The organism is Nocardioides sp. (genome assembly GCF_024509035.1).
Taxonomy (GTDB): Bacteria; Actinomycetota; Actinomycetes; order Propionibacteriales; family Nocardioidaceae; genus Nocardioides.
The window spans coordinates 1-1,030 of record NZ_JANINT010000348.1 but is presented as its reverse complement, the minus strand read 5'-3'; the positions used below and the strand labels follow the sequence as shown (position 1 = coordinate 1,030).

1 protein-coding gene is annotated in these 1,030 nt (G+C 71.3%); it reads left to right on the top strand.

Going from position 1 to position 1,030, the window contains the following annotated elements; translation table 11 throughout:
• On the top strand, nt 1-983 hold a 983-nt coding region (locus Q0L15_RS21045), incomplete at its 5' end, for a LacI family DNA-binding transcriptional regulator (protein WP_296606678.1).
• Between the last annotated feature and the right edge of the window lie 47 nt (nt 984-1,030).

Below are 1,030 nucleotides of genomic sequence, written 5' to 3'. Positions count from 1 at the left end.
TGACGGTCGCCGACGTCGCCCGCGAGGCCGGCGTCTCCCCCGCGACCGTCTCCCGCACGATCAACGGCATCCGCGACGTCGACCCACAGCTCCAGGAACGCGTCCTCGCGGCCGCGGAGGTCCTCGGCTACCGGGTCAACCTCGTGGGCCGGGCCCTGCGACAACAACGCACCGCGACCGTCGGCCTCATCGTCCCCGACCTCGACAACCCGTTCTTCTCCTCGCTCGGCCAGCACCTGGCCCGCGCGTTCCTGGAGTCCGGCACCGACCTGCTGGTCTTCAGCACCGATCGATCGCTGGAGACCGAGCGACGCGGCGTCCAGTCGTTCCTCGGCCGCCAGGTCGACGCGCTGGTGATCATCCCGTGCGACGAGACGCGCAGCGCGCCCAGCGTGCAGCTCGCGGCGTCCGCGGTGCGCACCATCCAGCTCGACCGACGGGTCCCCGGGACCGACGCTCACTTCGTCGGCGTCAACAACCAGACCGGGATGACGCTCATCCACGACCACGTCGCGTCGGTCGTGACTCGTCAGGACCAGCCGGTGATGTTCGTGGGCGGCGAGACGAGCTCGTCCTCCGGCCACGAACGCCTCGACGGCTTCCGCCGGCGGTTCGGCTCCGACGCACTCGCGATGGTCGGATCCTTCGACTACTCCTGGGGCATCACCGCAGCCGAGCAGGTGATCGAGAGCGGCTGGAAGCGCGGGACCATCATCGCCGGAGCCGACGTCATCGCGGTCGGGCTCCTCAGCCGTCTGCAGGCCGGCGGCTTCAGCGTCCCCGGCGACTTCCGGATCATCGGCTTCGACGGCATCGGGGTCGCCCGCCTCGCGCATCCCACGCTCACGACCGTCCGTCAGCCGGTCGAGGCGATGTCACGGTCCATCCGGGAGCTGGTCGAACAACCCGACCCGGGACCCGAAGCACCGGTCGTGCGTCGGCATCGGCCGCGCCTGGTCCTGGGCGAGTCCAGCCCGGCCTGAGCGGCCTGGACGCCCGCATGACTGCCCGGTCCCAGCGGAGGGAGCGC